Genomic DNA, 18,752 nt, shown 5'->3' with positions numbered 1-18,752 from the left:
AATGTAAGCGCTTAACATCAAGGTTTGCAAAAAGGAGGCACTACATCATGAAATTTCTGATTGCGATCTTGGGCATTCTGGTCATCTTTGGCCTTTCTTATACAGCAAGCAGTGACCGTCGCAACATTCGTTGCCGGCCGCTGATCGTCATGGTTTTGCTGCAGGCGTTGTTAGCGTTCGCCCTGCTTAACACGAGCATAGGCGAGACGCTGGTCAAAGGATTCGTGTCGGTATTCGGCTTTTTGCTTTCCTATGCCGCCGAGGGTGTGAATTTCGTATTCGGAGGTATAGCCAACGCCAATTCGGCGCCGTTTTTTCTGAATGTTTTGCTTCCTATCGTATTTATTTCGGCGTTGATCGGGATTCTGCAGTATTCCAAAATTTTGCCGTTCGTTATTCGGTATATTGGACTTGCCCTGAGCAAGGTCAACGGGATGGGCAAGCTGGAATCGTACAATGCCGTTGCCTCCGCGATTCTCGGACAGTCCGAAGTTTTCATTTCGGTGAAAAAGCAGATCGGCCTGCTGCCGAAGCAAAGGATGTACACGCTTTGCGCCTCCGCCATGTCGACCGTATCTATGTCCATTGTCGGTGCGTACATGCAGATGATCAAGCCGGAAATCTGGTTGCACGCTTTGGTCTGAAGCTTCTGTACGGCGCTACGATGGTCAGTGTGCTTTCTGCCACCATTGCCGGCTTATTCCTGTAACCTTGGACGGGGCAATGAGATACGCGGCACAGTTGCGGAAAAGAAATCTTGCGCTTGGCCGATTCATAGCATGCACTTATCCATTTTACGAACAGGAGTGTTTCAATAATGAGAATGGTAGATCTGATTGAAAAGAAACGTGACGGTAAAGAGCTGACAGCAGAGGAAATCCAATTTTTCGTTACCGGATATACGAATGGGGACATTCCCGATTATCAGGCCAGCGCAATGGCTATGGCGATTTTTTTCCGGGATATGAGCGACCGTGAACGTGCGGATTTGACGATGGCGATGGTGCATTCGGGCGATACGATTGATTTATCCGCCATCGAAGGCATTAAGGTCGACAAGCATTCCACCGGGGGCGTTGGCGATACGACGACTTTGGTATTGGCGCCGCTTGTTGCAGCATTAGACATACCGGTTGCCAAAATGTCAGGCCGCGGCCTCGGACATACGGGCGGTACTATCGACAAGCTGGAAGCCATTGAAGGCTTCCACGTGGAAATGACGAAGGAGCAGTTCGTGCAGCAGGTAAACGAGCAGAAGATCGCCGTCATCGGTCAATCCGGTAACCTGACGCCGGCAGACAAAAAGCTGTACGCCCTGCGTGATGTGACCGGCACGGTAAATTCTATCCCGCTTATCGCCAGCTCCATCATGAGCAAAAAAATCGCCGCCGGCTCTGACGCTATTGTACTGGATGTGAAAACCGGAGCAGGCGCTTTCATGAAAACAGCCGAGGCTGCCAAAGAACTGGCGCATGCCATGGTCAGCATCGGCAACAACGTCGGCCGCAAGACGATGGCGGTCATCTCCGACATGAGCCAGCCGCTTGGCCAGGCAATCGGCAATTCATTGGAAGTGAAGGAAGCGATCGATACGCTGAGCGGCCACGGTCCGAAGGATTTGGAGGATCTGTGTATGGCGCTCGGCAGCCAGATGGTGGTCCTGGCCGAAAAAGCGGCGACGCTTGAAGAAGCGGAGCGGAAATTGAGAGAAGTGATCCGCAACGGCAAGGCGCTGGAGAAATTCAAGGAATTCATCGCGGCGCAAGGAGGCGACCCTTCCGTAGTGGACCAGCCGGAAAAGCTGCCCCAGGCCCTCTACCGCATTGAAGTGCCGGCCAAAGAGGGCGGCGTAGTGGCGGAGATGATTGCCGACGAAATCGGAACGGCTGCGATGCTGCTGGGAGCGGGGCGTGCGACCAAAGAATCGGTGATCGATCTGGCGGTCGGTTTGATGCTGAACAAGAAAATCGGCGATTCCGTAAAAGCCGGCGAGTCGCGAATCGCCCGCAGCGAACGTAAGAGACTATCCCCGTCATCTAGGATGACTTTTGGGATAGTCTTTTTTTTGGCATATCGTCCAAATGGGCCGCCGATGATTCCGACACGCGATCTCTTCCCCAGCTACTTGATACGCTCTATAAACTCGCTCGCCGCACTGGAAAGCGGCATGTTTCGCATAATCATAATCCCCACTTTAGAGGGCGGCAGCTTCACGTCCAGTTGGATCTCGAAAAGAGAGCCGTCCTGCAGCTCTTTGGATACAAATTCTCTAGTAACGTAAGAGATTCCGAGTCCTTTCCGGGCAAGCTCGATGAGAAGATCTACGCTTCCGACCTCGATTTCGGGGTTCAGTGTGTAGCCGTAGCCTCGAAATAATTCCGTAATGGCCATTCGTGCCCGGCTATTGCGCGAGAACAGAATAACGGGGTACTGAAGCAGCATCTCAAGCGACAGCACCGTGTCTTTAAGCTCCGCATAACGGGCCCCCGCGACAAAGCAATCCTGCAGCTGAATACCTTCCCTCACTTCAAGCTGGGCATCGACGATAGGCATGCGGACAACGCCCAGATCAATCCGGCCTTCTTTTAAGAAAGAAATGATTTCCGGCGTAGTGCCGTGAATCAGACGAAGGCTGACGTTTGGATGTTCCTCATGAAAATTTTCCAGGTAGGGAAGCAAATAATGCTTAAACAGTGAGTCGCTTCCTCCGATCCGCAGTTCGCCATTGTCCAGATTTTTAAGAGCGGCCATTTTTTCTTCCGCCAGCGAAATGAGTATCTGGGATTTCTCAATATAGGAGTAGAGGATGGCGCCCTCTTGCGTCAGAACAACACCTTTGGAATTGCGGTAAAACAAGGTGATGCCAAAGCTTTTTTCAAGCTGCATGATGGCGTGGCTGACGCTCGGTTGAGTAAGGTAAAGGGATTTTGCGGCCTGAGATAGGCTGCCTGTTTTCGCGGCCCAATAAAAAACTTTGTACAGCTCATAATTGTTCATAGATGTGGTCTATAGCTCCTGTGAAATATATGAATTACCTGTATAGGTCATATTCGTATTATAGTTGAACTCAGAAAGAGAAACCATACTACAAAGAGACTACACTGGAAGGAGAGATACACATGGAGGCTGTAACGTTTGTTTTGTTTGGGGCGACAGGAGATTTAGCCAAAAGGAAAATTTACCCTGCTTTGTATAATTTATTTGCCGATCAAAAGCTGCCGCAATCATTCTCCGTGATTGGTCTTGGGCGAAGAGAGCTATCCGATTCAGCCTTTCAGGCAAGTGTCGAGCAATCTCTCCACAACTTTTCCAGACGCGAGGCGAACGATAGTGCCTTAATGAAAAATTTCTTGAGCACATTTCGTTATAGTGTTTTGGATATAGGCCACAAAGAGGATTATCAGAAACTGCTGCAACTGGTTGAACAGCGGGAGAAAGAATTGAACATTCCGTCAAATCGGATGTTTTATTTATCCGTTGGGCCTGAATTTTTTGAAACGATAGCATCCAATATCCAGGAAAGCGGGCTTGGTTCTACCGAAGGCTGGAAGCGTCTGATGATCGAAAAGCCTTTTGGCCGCGATTTGCAATCGGCCCGGAAGTTGAATGAACAGCTGAGCAAAGCTTTTACGGAGGATGAAATTTTCCGCATTGATCACTATCTGGGCAAGCCTATGGTACAGAAGCTTGGGGTGCTGCAGCAGACGAATCCGGTCTTTTATGCTTTATGGACCAATCGTTACATTGCCAACGTGCAGATTACGGCAAACGAGACGGTCGGTGTTGAAGAAAGAGCGGGGTATTACGATCATGCGGGCGCTGTAAGGGACATGTTTCAAAACCATATGCTGCAATTGCTAATGATGCTGGCGATTCAAGTGCCGAAGAACAGTACCTTCGAAGAGGTGCGCTTCAAAAAGAAAAAAGTGGTGGAATCCCTTGAGCCGCTGCAAAAGCAGGATGTAGTATCCAGCGTTATTCGCGGGCAGTACGGAGCAGGAACGATCGGAGGAAAGCCGGTTGTCGGTTATACTTCCGAACTTAATATTCCTGAAACTTCAAGGACTGATACGTTTATTGCCGCAAAACTGCAGTTGGATACCGCTTTTTGGCGGGACGTTCCTTTTTATATCCGTACGGGCAAGCGGATGAAGGAGAAATCGACGCGAATCGTTATCGAGTTCAAAGAGCCGTTAAATCAGCATTCTTCAACAAATGACGATCATCCGATTCCTAATCTTTTGGTGTTTGAGATCAGTCCGAACGAGGGCATCACGCTGCAGTTAAATGCGAGCGATCCTCAGCATAAAGGGGAGTTCAAGCCCATTCACATTGACTTTCACGAGAGTCACAAGGATATGCCCGAGGCTTATGAAAGCTTGATCTACGACGCTCTGCACGGAGATCCCACATTTTTTGCCCATTGGGATGAAGTCGAATTGTCTTGGAAATGGGTGCAGCCGATCCTGGATGCGTTCCAAGAAAATCTTGTTCCGCTTCATCTTTATTCAGCGGGCACATACGGGCCTGCCGAATCCGATGAGCTGCCCACGAAAGACGGTTATCATTGGTGGTTTGATTCCAAGCCCGAACAAGAAATAGAAGCGAGCAAAGGAGAACAATATGCCTATCACACAAACCATTGATCAGTTGGCGATCGATACGATCCGAACCTTGTCCATCGATGCCATAAACAGTGCCAATTCAGGTCACCCGGGGCTGCCCATGGGAGCCGCACCGATGGCGTACGCGCTTTGGTCCAAGCAGTTAAATCACAATCCCCGCAACGCCAAATGGTTCAACCGCGACCGCTTCATTCTATCTGCGGGTCACGGTTCGGCGATGCTGTACAGTCTCCTGCATTTGTCAGGATATAATGTGTCGATTGAAGACTTGAAGCAGTTTCGCAAACTGAACAGCCTAACGCCGGGGCACCCCGAATTCGGGCATACGGATGGTGTAGAAGCTACAACAGGACCATTGGGGCAAGGGCTTGCCATGGCTGTTGGGATGGCGATGGCGGAAGCTCACTTGGCCTCGAAATTCAACCAAGACCATTTTCCGGTTATCGATCATTACACGTATGCGCTCGTTGGAGACGGATGTTTGATGGAGGGCGTCTCTTACGAGGCGATGTCCATGGCGGGACATATGAAGCTGGGCAAATTAATCGTATTGTATGATTCCAATGATATTTCTCTGGACGGGAAACTTGACCTGTCCTTTGGGGAAAATATGCAAAAAAGAGCGGAATCGGCTCAATGGGAATATCTAAGGGTCGAAGACGGCAACGATGTTTCGCAAATTGTTCAAGCGATTGAAGCGGCTAAGCGGAACCTTTCGCAGCCGACTCTTATCGAAATACGGACAATCATCGGTTATGGCAGCAAAAAAGTAGCGGGAACGAACAAAGCGCACGGTGCTCCGCTCGGCAAAGAAGAGGCAAAGGCGACGAAGGAAGCGTATGGCTGGCAGTATAAGGACGAGTTTACCGTTCCGGAAGAAGTCAGAGCCCACTTTGATCAGCTTAAACTTAACGGCGAGGCAAAAGAAGCAGAGTGGAATCGGTTGTTAGCTTCCTATCAAGCGCAGTATCCTGAGCTGGGCAAGGAGCTTGAGCAGGTCATCGGCGGTTCTGTCGTGATTGACCCGGCCAATATTGTGACGTTCGACTCCTCCAAAACCATTTCAACCCGCGTAGCAAGCGGCGAGGCCATCAATCATTTCGTCAAATCGGTTCCTTCCATATTCGGAGGCAGCGCGGATTTATCGCATTCTACGATGACGGATATAAGCGGAGAGCCGGCATTTGCCGTTCAATCCTATGCGGGACGCAACATTTATTTTGGTGTTCGCGAGCATGCGATGGGCGCAGCCGGCAATGGCATGGCTTTACACGGCGGCGTAAAACCGTTCGTAAGCACCTTCTTCGTATTCAGCGATTATTTGCGGCCGTCCATACGTTTGGCCGCTCTGCAAAAGCTGCCTGTTATTTATGTATTTACCCATGATTCGATTGCCGTCGGGGAAGATGGTCCTACTCATGAGCCCGTCGAACACCTCGCTGCATTGCGAACTATTCCGGGACTTACCGTCATTCGGCCAACGGATGCGAACGAAACGGCGAGTGCATGGGCGTATGCCTTACAGCAGCAGGAAGGTCCGGTAGCTCTTGTGCTAAGCCGGCAAAACCTTCCTGTGTACGAAGCGACCAAGGGCAATGTTGCAGAGGTAACCAGAGGCGCTTACGTCCTGATGGAAACCAATAATAAGCCGGATGTCATCCTGATCGGAAGCGGGTCCGAAGTTTCTCTGGCCGTGAGCGCCAAAACGGAGCTTGAGCGGGAAAACCTCTCTGTACGCGTCGTCGCCATGCCTAGCTGGGAGCTGTTTGACCGCCAATCCGATGCATACAAAGAGGCTGTTCTTCCTGCTTCCGTCTCGAAGCGCTTAGCGATTGAAGCCGGCATTTCTTTAGGTTGGGAGCGATACGTGGGACCACACGGAAAAATATTGTCTATCGATACCTTCGGCGCTTCAGGGTCCGGCAATGAGGTCATGGAATACTTCGGTTTCTCCAAAAGCAATGTGATTCGGTTGACTAAAGAATTGCTTAGTAAATAAACTAATAAATATTTAAAAAAATGGAGGCAAAAAACTATGAAATTTTTTATTGATACTGCTAACCTTGCGGATATTAAAAAGGCGTATAAAATCGGCGTTCTGTCCGGCGTGACAACAAACCCTTCTTTGGTTGCCAAAGAAGGCGTGAAGTTCGAAGACCGTATTGCTGAAATTTTGCAAGCTGTTCCTGAAGTCGAATCGGTATCCGCTGAAGTTACTCCGGATGCCGAGACGGCGGAAGATATGATCGCGCAAGCTGAAGAGCTGATCAAAATCAACGGAGGAGACAAGAACATCACGATCAAGCTTCCAATGACGTTGGCCGGCCTTGAGGCATGCCGTTACCTGTCGAAAAAAGGCGTGAAAACAAACGTTACGCTGATCTTTACCGTCAACCAAGCTTTGCTGGCTGCGCGTGCAGGGGCAACTTATGTTTCTCCGTTTTTAGGCCGTTTGGATGATATTTCTGAAGATGGCGTGCTGCTGGTATCCAAAGTGGCCGAACTGTTCCGCATTCATAACCTGGACGCGCAAATTATCGCGGCATCCGTTCGGCATCCGGATCACGTAACTCGCGTAGCGATGGCAGGCGCGCATATTGCCACGGTTCCGTTCCAAGTTATCGAACAAATATCCAAACATCCTTTAACGGATCAAGGGATGGAAAAATTCGCTGCTGATTGGAAAAAAGCGGCTCAACATTAAAAGGCAACGAAATACGAGTTCAAAGGAGACGCTCCGGATGGCTATTTCATTTGATTATTCCAATGCCTTGTCCTTTGTCGGACAGCATGAAGTGGATTATTTCAGTGACTTTGTAAAAGCGGCTCACCATATGCTTCATGAAAAAAAAGGCCCCGGGTCCGATTATCTGGGCTGGGTCGATCTGCCGCTTCAATATGATCAAGAAGAGTTCGCGAGAATCAAACATGCCGCACAGCGCATTCGCAGCCATTCCGATGCCTTGATTGTCATCGGCATTGGCGGCTCATACTTGGGGGCAAGATCTGCGATTGAAGCGCTGTCCCACACGTTTCATAACCAGATGAACGGTAAAACCCAGGTGTATTTTGCCGGCCAAAACATCAGTTCTACGTACATTACTCATCTTTTGGAGCTGCTGGAGGGCAAGGATATTTCCCTGAATGTCATTTCCAAGTCAGGCACAACGACGGAACCGGCTATCGCTTTTCGAATTCTGCGCGAATATATGGAAAAGAAATACGGAAAAAGCGGAGCCAAAAGACGTATTTTTGCTACAACCGATTCATCTAAGGGCGCATTAAAAAAACTTGCCGACGAAGAAGGCTATGAAACCTTCGTTATTCCCGACGATGTAGGCGGGCGTTATTCGGTGCTTACAGCCGTGGGGCTGCTGCCTATTGCCGCTGCCGGACTCGACATCGATCAAATGATGGCGGGAGCCGCCGCGGCTGCACGAAAATATAACAATGCCGATCTCTCCGCCAATGAAAGCTATCAGTATGCGGCCGTTCGCAATGCTCTTTACCGTAAGGGAAAAACGATCGAGCTGCTGGTTAACTTTGAACCGTCTTTGCATTTTGTTTCCGAATGGTGGAAACAGTTGTTCGGCGAAAGCGAAGGGAAAGATCTGAAGGGGCTGTATCCCGCGTCCGTCGATTTTACGACCGATCTGCACTCCATGGGACAATACGTCCAGGAGGGCCGGCGAGACCTCATTGAGACAGTGCTTTCGGTGAAAAAGCCGCGCGTAGAGCTGATCATTCAAGAAGACGAAAGCAATCTGGACGGATTGAATTTTATCGCCGGCATGACAATGGATGAAGTGAACAAAAAGGCGGCCCAAGGCACGCGGCTTGCCCATGTTGACGGAGGCGTCCCTAACCTGATTGTTGAACTGGATGAGCTCAATGAATATGCGTACGGCGAAATGGTGTACTTTTTCGAGAAGGCATGCGGCATCAGCGGATTGCTGCTTGGGGTGAATCCGTTCGATCAGCCTGGCGTGGAAGCGTACAAGAACAATATGTTTGCGCTGCTGGGCAAGCCTGGTTATGAAGCGCAGCAAGCCGAACTCCTGAAGCGTTTATCTGCAGAGAAATGACACGAACAAATTCGATTTGAACAGCAGGAGGGCGTTACGATGAAAAAACAGCAAATCGGTGTGGTCGGATTAGCCGTCATGGGTAAAAACCTGGCCTTGAATATAGAAAGTAAAGGGTTCTCGGTTGCTTTGTATAATCGTTCACCTGAAAAAACGCACGAACTATTGGCGGAAGCACAGGGGAAAAACTTTGTCGGCACGTTCAGTGTCGAAGAGTTTGTCCAGTCTTTGGAGACGCCCCGTAAAATATTAATCATGGTCAAAGCGGGCAAGCCGACGGACGATACCATTAATCAGCTTGTTCCTTACCTGGCTCCGGGAGATATTCTAATCGACGGCGGAAACGCTTATTTCCCTGATACGCAAAGAAGAAACAGAGAGCTGCAAGCTCAAGGCTTCCGCTTTATCGGTGCAGGTGTTTCGGGCGGCGAAGAAGGGGCGCTGAAGGGTCCGGCGATTATGCCGGGAGGACAAAAAGACGCCTATGAGCTGGTTGAGCCCATTTTGACTGCCATATCGGCCAAAGTTAACGGCGATCCTTGCTCAACCTATATCGGAGAAGACGGCGCCGGTCATTACGTCAAAATGGTCCACAACGGCATCGAATACGGAGATATGCAGCTTATTGGCGAAGCGTATCAATTGCTGAAGGATGTATTGAACCTGAATACAAGCGAGCTGCATGACATTTTCTCCGAGTGGAACCGTGGTGAACTGGACAGTTATTTGATTGAAATAACGGCCGACATTTTCGCAAAAACAGATCCTGAAACAGGCAAACCTATGGTGGATGTCATCCTGGATTCGGCAGGGCAAAAGGGAACCGGGAAATGGACAAGTCAAAGCGCATTGGATCTGGGAGTCCCTTTGTCCATAATTACTGAATCCGTGTTCGCGCGATTTATTTCCGCCATGAAAGAAGAACGCACAGCCGCAAGCAAGCGTCTGAACGGACCTGCAGTTTCCAGCTATGACGGCGATCCTAAGGAATTTATCGAGGCCGTTCGAAAAGCGTTATATGCAAGCAAAATAGCTTCCTATGCGCAAGGCTTCGCACAAATGCGAGCCGCTTCCGACGAGTACGAATGGAACTTGAACTATGGCGGCATTGCGATGATCTTCCGCGGCGGATGCATTATCCGCGCACGGTTTTTACAAAACATTAAGGATGCTTACGACCGTGACCCGGCTCTGAAAAACCTGTTTTTGGACGATTACTTCAGAGAGATCGTTGAAAACTATCAAGAAGCTTGGAGAAATGTCGTATCTATTGCCGTAACCAGGGGGATTCCGGTTCCTGCGTTTGCTTCGGCTTTAGCCTATTATGACAGCTACCGCTCAGAAAGACTGCCGGCAAATTTGCTGCAAGCGCAAAGGGATTATTTTGGGGCGCATACTTTCGAACGGCTTGATCAAAAGGGAAGCTTTCATTTTCAATGGATGGAATAATAGAGGTGAAAGCCGCACGTCAGAGGCGATAGCCCACAATCAGCCCGGCGCACGAAGAAAACCTGCAAAAGTACATGAATTTGCGTCCATGATCGCTGCCCACGAACAATTCCTGCAATTGTGCAGGCTTTTCAGCGGGGACGGGGGCTAAGGTTCACTTTCAGCGAAAATTCCTGCACTTTTGCAGGAATTTCGCTAAAACAAGCCAATTTCGGAGGAAAAGCCTGCACTTTCGCAGGTTTTTTTTCTGCCAGGTTGCCTCATGCAAAGTTGTGCGGTTCCACGATCTGTACCGGGATAGGTGCGCGTTAGGAAAAACGGTTGCCCCCAAACTAGTACCCCTTTGGTTTCCTTATTTCTAACTAAGTGCCGTGCCTTTCTCAACGGTCTGAGCCGCATTTTATGCGGCTTTTTTAGGTTAACCATGCAAGTTCTTACCCAAATTGAATGACAAGAACTACATGGTTGGGCAGGGTTACGAACTCTTTATTCGTAGTAACCTTCGGTTGATTTGCGGAATTGTTGGAATTGATTTGCATCATGCCCGAACCACACTTGGGAGTTCGTTCGGGTCGCCAGAGTGCGAATTTTCTCAACCGCGTTCCGGTAACCTATCGAATCGTATATAATACCGGGCGGCCTGACCGGAGGCCCGTAGCTCTCCGCTGTGTAGATTGCGTCGGAAGCGAGGATGATCCCGCCCGTTTCCGGCATTTCAATGTGAAGGCCTAACATGCCCCAGGCGTGGCCGCTTCCGAAGTTCAAGATTTTGATGCCTTCGGCCAACTCCAGGTTATCTTCATTGCGTTTGACCGTTTTCCACTGCAGATGGTTTTTGATCCAAGCATCGATGTCAGCCCAAATATAGCCGCCTCCTTTTTCGTTGCGGGCATAGCTCTGCAGCGCGCCGTTCAACTCATCCTCATGCACGATAATCGTAGCGTTCGTGAACATTTCCAAACATCCGGCATGATCCAGATGCAGATGCGAAGCAATCACATACTTGATGTCCTCCGGTCTAACATTCAGCTGCTCTAGCCGGTTATGCAGGTAACATTCCTCGCTCGCCACCCAGGGGAACGCATGCTGGGTCGATTTGGACCAGCGCCCTTCAATACCCATCGAATTCGGGTTGCAGGCCGTATCGAACAAAATTTTCCCTTCCGGATGATCAATCAATACCGTATAGATCGGAAATTCCACAAACTCCGTCCGGGCGTTAGGATTGCCGAGCGTAGCCGGATTATGCATGGCGATCAACCAGTTTTTGTCCATGCTCATTCGGCCGTTATCCATTACATACAGCTTAGGGCGGGCTTTAATAATATTCGTCATGTTCATTTCCTCCTAATTAAACAGAATATAGACATACAATAATATATAAACTAAGATGACATAAGTAGGCACTTTATTGTTCCCTGGGTACTTTAAGGTGCACAGGTAGAGGAGGGAGATCGTTTGTCATCTTCTGGAAAAACAATACAGCCCGATATTTCGTTGGCAAGTTGCGGTTACAGCAGAGTTCTTGAGCTGATTTCCGATAAATGGACAGCACTAATCATCTATGCATTGGAAAACGGAAGTATTCGTTATGGAGAAATATTAAGAAGAATCGAGGGCATTTCCAAAAAAATGCTGACCCAGACGGTGCGAAAGCTGGAAAGGGATGGGTTGGTTCAGCGCCATATTACACCAGTCGTGCCCCCGATCGTCGAATATTCGCTTACTCCTATGGGGGAAGCTTTGCTTCAGCCAATGAGAGAGTTAAGGCAATGGGTAAGGATCTATGATTCTCAGGTCAAAGAGGCAAGGGCCAATTACGACCAAAATTACAATAAACATTCAGAACCTTTTTAACCCCGGGAGTCTGCTCACAGGAACGGATTAAGTTGATGCGAGAACGTCTGTTCTGTGCCAGTCCGTAAGAACTTAAAAAGGAGCTGCCTCGGCAGCTCCTTTTGCTCTTTACAACTTATGCGATTTTGTTTTAAAAGAAACCTCTTCTAAAAAAGAACGGGGACTCAAAAAATTCGAATGGCTCAAAACGCTCGAATCTTTCTTCGAACGGGAAGAATCCGAATGGACTGAAGGGTGTGAAAAATGCACTTGTTTTAACGGATTTTTTGTTTTTAGCTAATTTTTTTGGACTCTTCACTCAAAATCATCTCCATGTTCTTAACGAAATAGTAACTTTTTTGAGTTTTAGATTACCAAACGAAAGTTACCGAGATGATTACCAAAAGAATAAAAAGAACCAAGATAGCAGCCACATTTGTTCCCATGCCGTAACCTGCACAACTAGCGCCCATGTTCATTTCCTCCCTTCACAATCCATTTTTCGATACGTCTTATTTATACGTCGGCGATTTAACTTTTGCTTGTACATATGTCTAAATTTATTATGAACCGCATTTATTTGCGGTCTTTTTTATTATGGGAAGCTTTCAAACGGAGGAATAGTTTGACATTTCAGAATAATGGGTTTAAAGTTATTATACACATGAGTAATAAAAATCTTTTCGGAGGTGAATAATGAATGAGCAAGATTTACGCGTCATCAAAACAAAAAACAATTTGAAAAACGCATTGATTTTTTTATTGAAGGAAAAATCGTTAGACAAAATTTCCGTTTCCGAATTATGTAAGGAATCCGGTATCACCAGAAGAACCTTTTATTTACATTATGAAAGTGTTTCTAAATTGTTAGAAGAACAAATTGAGCAGCTTTTGGTAGATTTAGAGGCATCCTTATTGGCAACTTCCAAGTATCGTCAAGAGGCGGATTATCATCGTTTACAACCCCAAATGATTCATCTTTTCCAACATGTATACGATAATAAAGATTTTTATCGTTTCATATTCAGTGCAAATTCAAATTTTATTTATTATGAGATGTTTTATATACGGATAAAAAGACTTGTAAAAAAATCAATGGATTCCATGGCCATGCTTGAGGAGGTCAGTGAGTTTCATATATCTTATCAAGCAAATGCAATCCTGGGTGTAGTCATGGAATGGTGTTATCACAATTTTGAAGAACCTATTGATGAAATGAACCAATTATTGCTGAAAATTTTAAAGCTGTAATCAAATCAAATCAAAAAACAAATATTGCGAATATCGTGACACAAGTCTATGCACTGGACGATATCCAAGAAGCATTCAACGTCGCAATCGAAGCCAAAGGGGCTATAAAGGTTATCGTTGACTTATCATAACACCTGGGGGTTAATTACGAGATACTCGATGCAATTGATGAGCAGGTATGGAATTTTGTGCCGATGTTAAACCTAAACAACAGTGATTTTAACGAAAGTATAGAGCCTATTATGGGAAAGGAAGGTCGTCATGAATACTTCGGACCAAATTGTGAAAGCAGCATTCAGCCTGTTTAGCGGTGACAGCGGTGAAAACCCATTTCCATTATTCGCACAGATGCGGGAGGTGGGATCCGTTATTCCTGTTCAGTTTCCGATGGGTGGGACGGATCGTCAAGCCTGGCTGGTCACGCGTATGGAAGAGGCGATGCAGGTGCTCAAAGATCATGCCCGCTTTACTGTAGACCCAAGCTCTATCGATGGCAACAGCGACATTCGGAAAATTTTCACCGGCAACGCTGATCCATCGGCTCCCCCTAACTTCTTTGCCAATTCCATGCTCTCTGTCGATGAGCCCGATCATCGATGGTTGCGCGGGTTAGTGTCTAAAGCCTTCACGCCCAGATATATGGAAAGCTTACGCCCCCGGGTACAGATGATTGCTGACGAATTGCTCGACCGGGTGCAAGCTCAAGGCGAGATGGACCTCGTCAAGGACTATGCCTATCCTTTACCGATCAACGTCATTTCCGACATGCTCGGGGTGCCTAAAGAAGACCGGGCACAGATCCATGTCTGGTCTGATGCGATCGCGCACGGTCTGGGTCTGGGAAGGCGAGAACCAGGGGTAACGGAGCACATACGAGCCTTCGGCGAATACACCGCACAGCTCGTGGCGGACAAACGCCGGCATCCTGCTGATGACTTGATCAGCCAGTTGATCGCCATCGAAGAGGAGGGAGACCGGCTCGAAGAAGCAGAGTTGCTCTCGATGATCTCGTTATTGATCTTTGCCGGCCATGAGACCACCTCGAACCTGATCGCCACCGGTACATTGATGTTGCTGGATCATCCCGAGCAGCTGGAGAAGCTCAAAGCCGACCAAAGTTTGGTCCCCTCGGCAGTCGAAGAACTGCTGCGCTTCAATGGGCCCGCTACAATTGCGGGCCCGCGTTTTGCCATTGAAGATATCGAGCTGGCCGGGCGGCAGATCAAGAAGGGGGACATGGTCATTCCCGTATTGAAATCAGCAAATCGGGATGAGCGCCAGTTTACTGAGTCAGAGTATCTGGATATTACACGTACAATTAATCGTCATCTCGCCTTCGGACACGGTATCCATATGTGTTTGGGGGCGCCGCTGGCCCGTGTGGAAGGAGACATTGCGTTTACCACCCTGCTGAGGCGCATGCCCAATCTGCGGCTCAGCATCCCACGGGAGAGCGTCATCTGGCACTTCAAGCTGTCCTCACAGGGGTTAGCCGCTCTGCCTGTCGCTTTTTAGCGGAGAGGAAGCGCGGATTGCAAAAAGAGAGGGTTCAGGCTGCAACGATGCCTGAACCCTCTTGTGTAGTTTTCGCTAGTGGTCATGTCCATGAGTATACAGGATATTGTAAGCCAGCTCATTCATATATGCAAAAAAGTCTTGGGAGCAATCCAACGAGACTTCCAGCAAAGCTAGGACTTCAGTAAATCTTTGGCATGCTGTTTTCCAGCAGCAAGGAGGCTGTCGCTTAGCTTGGAATCATCAACGGAACGTGCCAGTATAAGCGTTCCAACCATGATGCTGAGCAGAGCGCTGCCAGTAGATTTATCGGTTCCCGCCAAATCGGAGATAAAATCAATGACTCGTTCTAACTCGCGGGTGAAAACCTGACGAACTTCTTCCGATGACCGGGATATTTCGCCGGAAAGGGCAGGGAGAATACAGCCCATCTCGGTATTGTCACGATGGTGCGGACTTAGATAATAATGGATAACTGCATTGATTTTGGATTCGTTTTGCTCCTCTTCCACCGCTTTCTGAAGTAACGCAATCGTAGCGCCGATGGCATAACTGCAAACTTCGGAGACCAGTTGTTCTTTGCTTGCAAAGTGCGCATAAAACCCCCCGTGTGTCAGTCCCGCCCCTTTCATAATGAACGGAACGCTTATGTCGCGAATTCCGTTGGTACGAAAGGCTTTGGCGGCACTTTCAATGATACGGCCTCGGACTTTTATTTTATGTCCTTCAGGATAAGGCATTACTATCATTCCTTTACTCGAAATCTGCTTTTAAAAAATTATAATCATCATAATAAACTTTGTCAATTTGCCGGTTGCATCCGAAACTTCCGCTAAGGAATATGTGGCACTATTGACTATTTCAAAATATGATGATTATAATATATTGTGCTCATCATATTTAGATACAAAAAAGGAGTAGTGAAAAATGGATATTTCTAAACAAATTGCTCTTGTCAGTGGGGCAAACCGAGGTTTTGGCAAGCATTTAGCTCAGGAACTTCTGGCGAGGGGAGCCAAAGTATATGCCGGAGCAAGGAACCCGGCATCAATCGATCTGCCGGGGGCAATCCCGCTGCAGCTCGATATTACAGATCCCAAATCCGTAGCTGCTGCAGTGGAGGCGGCTGGGGATGTGACCCTTTTGATCAACAATGCCGGTACGTCAACGGGCGCCTCTCTACTTACAGGTAAGCTGGACGATATACAAATGGAATTCGACACTCATTTCTTCGGCACACTATCTATGATTCGCGCTTTCGCACCAATTATTGAAAAGAATGGAGGAGGGACGATACTGAATATTTTATCCGTATTATCTTGGTTCAGTGTGGGTGGGATAGGAGCGTACTCGGCTGCAAAATCCGCCGAATGGGGAATGACGAATGCTTTACGCTTAAATTTAGCCCCTAACAACATTAGGGTTGCCGGACTACACGTAGCGTTCATGGACACGGACATGGCAACGCACATCCAAACGCCTAAGGCAGACCCAAAGGATATCGCAAGAATCGCGATAGACGGAATCGAAGCTGATCTCTATGAGATTGTTGCCGACGATCTAAGTCGGAAGGTGCAGAATGGTCTTGCAGGAGGGGTTTCTTCCTTATACCCGGAATTACAAAGCTAAATGGTTTCGGAAAATAATGTATTTTCCATTGATATTTCAACGCAAAAACGCCAAGCCATGAATCGTACAGGCTCGGCGTTTTTTCTTGTGCCGCCGAATGCCATCCCGACGAAAGCAAGCAGAACTTGCGAAATCAATTTGTTTACGAACGAGGCGTTGGTTTTGTCGGAGAAAAAACCGACCTTGACCGAAACCGCTCTTTTCTCCAGCATCGCTCCGAGATTGTCGAGACGCCGCGGCAGCCTGCGGATGACGGGAAGCAGCTCTAGCGGTTTGGCGGCGTTTTCCAGCAAGATCGACAGCTCACGGCCAGCAAAATAAATTGGGCATACATCGTGGAGCAAAATCGGAATCACTCAAAGAATGTTGACCTTAGGTCAGACCCAGGGTGTATCCTTAAGTTAAATCCAATGGCAGCCAAGGAGAGATTGTCTTTGAAAAATGAAATTACGATTAGTGAGCTAGCCAGGCTTATGCAGGTGTCTGTTCATCAGATTCGTTATTTTGAGGAAAAGGAAGTGCTGCTGCCAGCTTACATCGATGACAACCAATATCGGATGTACGGCATGGATCAGGTCTATCAACTGGCTCATATATTGCTGCTGCGCAAGTTGGGACTGTCTGTGCAGTCGATTCGAGAATGTCTTGATGGCGATGCTTCGGACAGCATGCAGCCACTGCTCCGCAATTCCCTGGTGAAGATCGATGCCGAAATTGTACGGCTCCAGCAGCTCAGTCAGTTTATCCGAAAAGTGCTGGGCGAGCATGAGGATTTCGGACGGGAGATCGGAGCTTACCGTACCCAGTGGAGGGAGACTTTGCCTCTGGCGTTTTGGTTCGAGACGGACAGCCTGACCGATCTTCATGCAAGAATGTTTGCGCAGCAGGGTGGATCGGTATCGAACCTGTTCGAAGCCGATCTGCATTATATCTACGACGGTCCCGACAGTGTTGCTCTTTATACCGAAGCGTGGGAAGGGGAGCCAGACCTGCTTTTGCCGGCGGGCGAGTATCTATCCTGTCGCTTCCTTGCCTGGGATGAAAATGAACTTGCACAGCACATGGAACAATTTCAGACTTATGCTGAAGGGCATTCGCTGAATATCACAGGCCCGCTTGTGCTGGCAGAAAAGTCGTATCTGTCCCTCTTCAGTCAGGACAGCCTGCATTACGAGATGTTCGCCCGAATCGCAAAGAAAGATTAAGAATGGCAGGGGCGGACTTTAGTTAGCTCTTTTCTAAGGAGGTATGAAGAATGAATCAATCAAAAGCGCGCGTCATGGGGCTGGATGTTGCCAGAGCACTGGCGATCGCGGGCATGATCATCGTCAATTACAAACTCGCAATGGGGGCAGAGAACACAGGTCCCGGATGGCTAAGAGGGTTTACAGAAATATTTGAAGGCAGAGCCTCCGCATTATTCGTGATACTAGCCGGGATCGGTGTTTCCCTGATGACCGCCAAGGCCAGAAGCTCGGCCAGCAGCGAGCTTATCCGTCAAAGCCGGAGCAGTTTGTACCGGCGGGCGATGTTCCTGTTTGCAGCAGGAATTTTGCTATTGCTAATAGGATGGAGCGCAGATATATTGCATTATTATGCCGTATTTATGATAGTTGGAGCTGCACTGATCGGTGTATCGGATAAACAGATAGCAGGATTCATTGTTGTTATTGTTCTGACAACGCAAATTCAATTATTATTACTGGATTATGACCAAGGGTGGTCACAAGACTTCCATGAATACACAGAGCTTTGGACCTTACCCGGATTTTTCCGCAACCTGCTATTTAACGGCTTTCATCCTGTATTTCCCTGGCTGAGTTTTTTTCTGTTTGGTCTATGGCTCGGCAGGAAAGAATGGTTTTTCCAACAGAAAGCTCGTCACCGATTGCTGTGGTTTGCCATGTCCGGAACTCTGTTCTTCGAAATGGTATCCTGGGTACTTACACGATGGACCCCTTCCGTCTTGGATCAACATAATACCTACTATCATTTATTCACAACCAAGCCTATGCCGCCTAATCTTCTATATGTTTTATCCGCAGCCTCTTCTGCACTGGCAGTTCTTGTGTTGTGTATGTATTTCACCGAAAAATTTCCAAACGCCATGTTTGTACGTGCGCTGATCAGTACTGGACAGTTATCCTTGTCACATTATATCGGACATGTGGTCATTGGACTTGTCACGCTCGAGTTGGCCGGTGTACTGGAAAACGGGAGTCTGGTATTTTCCAGCATCTACGCACTGCTGTATTATATTGCAGCTGTTATCTTCTCGATATTTTGGAGAGAACGAGTTGGCAGAGGGCCTGTTGAGCTTATCATGAGGAGGCTCAGTTAACGTTCGCATGACGAAAGGCTG

16 protein-coding genes and 2 pseudogenes are annotated in these 18,752 nt (G+C 48.1%); 13 read left to right on the top strand and 5 right to left on the bottom strand.

The window, feature by feature from the left end:
* Positions 1-47 precede the first annotated feature (47 nt).
* Together AC6RNO_RS02625 and AC6RNO_RS02620 are read left to right on the top strand one after the other, a co-directional pair.
* Positions 48-641: pseudogene (locus tag AC6RNO_RS02625) on the top strand (Na+ dependent nucleoside transporter N-terminal domain-containing protein); the annotation flags it as partial.
* Between the two features lie 176 nt (positions 642-817).
* Positions 818-1,993: pseudogene (locus AC6RNO_RS02620) on the top strand (pyrimidine-nucleoside phosphorylase); the annotation flags it as partial.
* Between the two features lie 128 nt (positions 1,994-2,121).
* Here the strand turns inward: AC6RNO_RS02620 and AC6RNO_RS02615 are convergent.
* Entirely contained in the window at positions 2,122-2,997 is an 876-nt protein-coding gene (locus tag AC6RNO_RS02615; protein WP_488437373.1) for a LysR family transcriptional regulator, read from the bottom strand.
* A 122-nt stretch (positions 2,998-3,119) separates the two neighbouring features.
* Between AC6RNO_RS02615 and zwf the strand changes: the two genes are divergently transcribed.
* Genes zwf through gnd form a run of 5 tightly spaced genes read left to right on the top strand, consistent with a single transcriptional unit; the run spans position 3,120 to position 10,159 of the window.
* Positions 3,120-4,646: a glucose-6-phosphate dehydrogenase gene (zwf, locus tag AC6RNO_RS02610; protein WP_497104431.1), complete on the top strand. Its 1,527-nt coding sequence runs from the start codon at positions 3,120-3,122 to the stop codon at positions 4,644-4,646.
* Positions 4,630-6,624 (top strand): transketolase, encoded by a 1,995-nt coding sequence (tkt, locus tag AC6RNO_RS02605; RefSeq protein WP_497104639.1) that lies wholly within the window; start codon positions 4,630-4,632, stop codon positions 6,622-6,624. The genes zwf and tkt overlap by 17 nt, the downstream gene beginning before the upstream one ends.
* Positions 6,625-6,660: 36 nt before the next feature.
* Complete coding sequence (gene fsa / locus AC6RNO_RS02600) at positions 6,661-7,329, top strand: fructose-6-phosphate aldolase (RefSeq protein WP_474683090.1); 669 nt, start codon at positions 6,661-6,663, stop codon at positions 7,327-7,329.
* Positions 7,330-7,366: 37 nt separating this feature from the next.
* Entirely contained in the window at positions 7,367-8,710 is a 1,344-nt protein-coding gene (locus AC6RNO_RS02595; RefSeq protein ID WP_488437371.1) for a glucose-6-phosphate isomerase, read from the top strand.
* A 39-nt stretch (positions 8,711-8,749) separates the two neighbouring features.
* Positions 8,750-10,159: an NADP-dependent phosphogluconate dehydrogenase gene (gnd, locus tag AC6RNO_RS02590; RefSeq protein WP_474683088.1), complete on the top strand. Its 1,410-nt coding sequence runs from the start codon at positions 8,750-8,752 to the stop codon at positions 10,157-10,159.
* A gap of 486 nt (positions 10,160-10,645) precedes the next feature.
* Here gnd and ahlS read toward each other — a convergent pair whose 3' ends face one another.
* Positions 10,646-11,494 carry an AhlS family quorum-quenching N-acyl homoserine lactonase gene (gene ahlS / locus AC6RNO_RS02585; RefSeq protein WP_497104430.1) on the bottom strand — a complete coding sequence of 283 codons (849 nt, stop codon included), beginning with the start codon at positions 11,492-11,494 and terminating at the stop codon, positions 10,646-10,648.
* 123 nt (positions 11,495-11,617) lie between these two features.
* Here ahlS and AC6RNO_RS02580 point away from each other — a divergent pair, with 123 nt between their 5' ends.
* On the top strand, positions 11,618-12,016 hold the full coding sequence (locus tag AC6RNO_RS02580; RefSeq protein WP_488437369.1) for a winged helix-turn-helix transcriptional regulator: 399 nt from the start codon (positions 11,618-11,620) through the stop codon (positions 12,014-12,016).
* Positions 12,017-12,366: 350 nt separating this feature from the next.
* On the opposite strand, the gene AC6RNO_RS02575 is transcribed toward AC6RNO_RS02580, so the two are convergent.
* Positions 12,367-12,468 (bottom strand): YjcZ family sporulation protein, encoded by a 102-nt coding sequence (locus tag AC6RNO_RS02575; protein WP_474683085.1) that lies wholly within the window; start codon positions 12,466-12,468, stop codon positions 12,367-12,369.
* Positions 12,469-12,691: 223 nt separating this feature from the next.
* Between AC6RNO_RS02575 and AC6RNO_RS02570 the strand changes: the two genes are divergently transcribed.
* Entirely contained in the window at positions 12,692-13,246 is a 555-nt protein-coding gene (locus AC6RNO_RS02570) for a TetR/AcrR family transcriptional regulator C-terminal domain-containing protein (RefSeq protein ID WP_497104429.1), read from the top strand.
* Between the two features lie 261 nt (positions 13,247-13,507).
* The gene (locus AC6RNO_RS02565) at positions 13,508-14,761 is read left to right on the top strand and encodes a cytochrome P450 family protein (protein ID WP_488437367.1); all 1,254 of its coding nucleotides are present in this window, start codon (positions 13,508-13,510) and stop codon (positions 14,759-14,761) included.
* A gap of 173 nt (positions 14,762-14,934) precedes the next feature.
* Here the strand turns inward: AC6RNO_RS02565 and AC6RNO_RS02560 are convergent, their stop codons facing one another.
* Complete coding sequence (locus AC6RNO_RS02560) at positions 14,935-15,501, bottom strand: TetR/AcrR family transcriptional regulator (protein ID WP_488437366.1); 567 nt, start codon at positions 15,499-15,501, stop codon at positions 14,935-14,937.
* Between the two features lie 187 nt (positions 15,502-15,688).
* Between AC6RNO_RS02560 and AC6RNO_RS02555 the strand changes: the two genes are divergently transcribed.
* Entirely contained in the window at positions 15,689-16,390 is a 702-nt protein-coding gene (locus AC6RNO_RS02555) for an SDR family oxidoreductase (RefSeq protein WP_474683081.1), read from the top strand.
* Here AC6RNO_RS02555 and AC6RNO_RS02550 read toward each other — a convergent pair.
* Positions 16,387-16,683 (bottom strand): hypothetical protein, encoded by a 297-nt coding sequence (locus tag AC6RNO_RS02550; RefSeq protein WP_497104428.1) that lies wholly within the window; start codon positions 16,681-16,683, stop codon positions 16,387-16,389. The two genes, AC6RNO_RS02555 and AC6RNO_RS02550, sit on opposite strands and share 4 nt — an antisense overlap.
* 141 nt (positions 16,684-16,824) lie before the next feature.
* Between AC6RNO_RS02550 and AC6RNO_RS02545 the strand changes: the two genes are divergently transcribed.
* Positions 16,825-17,595 (top strand): MerR family transcriptional regulator, encoded by a 771-nt coding sequence (locus tag AC6RNO_RS02545; RefSeq protein ID WP_497104427.1) that lies wholly within the window; start codon positions 16,825-16,827, stop codon positions 17,593-17,595.
* A 50-nt stretch (positions 17,596-17,645) separates the two neighbouring features.
* Positions 17,646-18,731: a heparan-alpha-glucosaminide N-acetyltransferase domain-containing protein gene (locus AC6RNO_RS02540; protein WP_497104426.1), complete on the top strand. Its 1,086-nt coding sequence runs from the start codon at positions 17,646-17,648 to the stop codon at positions 18,729-18,731.
* Positions 18,732-18,752 lie beyond the last annotated feature (21 nt).

It is taken from the genome of Paenibacillus sp. sgz302190 (genome assembly GCF_059820445.1).
The sequence above is the reverse complement of the archived record's forward strand: the minus strand, read 5'-3'. Positions and strand labels throughout refer to the sequence as shown.